The following is a 514-nucleotide window of genomic DNA, read 5'->3' on the forward strand; positions in this document are numbered from 1 at the left end:
GCTGCCAGCCAGATGCGTGTTCCTGCCGGTAGCCCCATCATGGTCGTAACATCCCCAACACGGCACGGATCGCAGTCAAATCAGCCTTGCCATCGAAACGCACGACCGCACCGGCCATCTGGATTTCAATCACACCGGAGCGATCCGTGAGAACTTCCTGAGCTGCGACAGCATCAGGTCTATCAATCGGATGTGCTAATGCCAAATGATCTGGCTGCTCGTCGATGATCGTCACGGGCAGCATAGCCTGGCGGTGCATTACGCCGTCCAATCGACCTTCCCGTAATTGCCGACGCCACTTGAACAGCATGTTGACGTTGATGTCACTCTCCTGCGCCAGGCGGGAGACCGAAACGCCCGGTTCGGCTGCGCGTAGCGCCAGTTGCTTCCTGAATTCCGGTGAATAGTTGGGGCGTCGCTTCCTGCGCACCGGTGTAGTTAGTAGTTCCAAAGTAGCTCCCGCTAATATTTAACGGGAACTACTTTGAAGATTTTTAATGCTGACGTCCAGACG

Annotated in this window: 1 protein-coding gene; it reads right to left on the bottom strand. The window is 55.6% G+C overall.

The window, feature by feature from the left end; all coding sequences use genetic code 11:
- Positions 1-37: 37 nt before the first annotated feature.
- Positions 38-451 (bottom strand): IS66-like element accessory protein TnpA, encoded by a 414-nt coding sequence (tnpA, locus tag H8K47_RS18055; protein ID WP_212682271.1) that lies wholly within the window; start codon positions 449-451, stop codon positions 38-40.
- Between the last annotated feature and the right edge of the window lie 63 nt (positions 452-514).

This window comes from Cognatundibacterium rugosum, from assembly GCF_014284365.1.
Classification (GTDB): domain Bacteria; phylum Pseudomonadota; class Gammaproteobacteria; order Burkholderiales; family Burkholderiaceae_D; genus Undibacterium; species Undibacterium rugosum.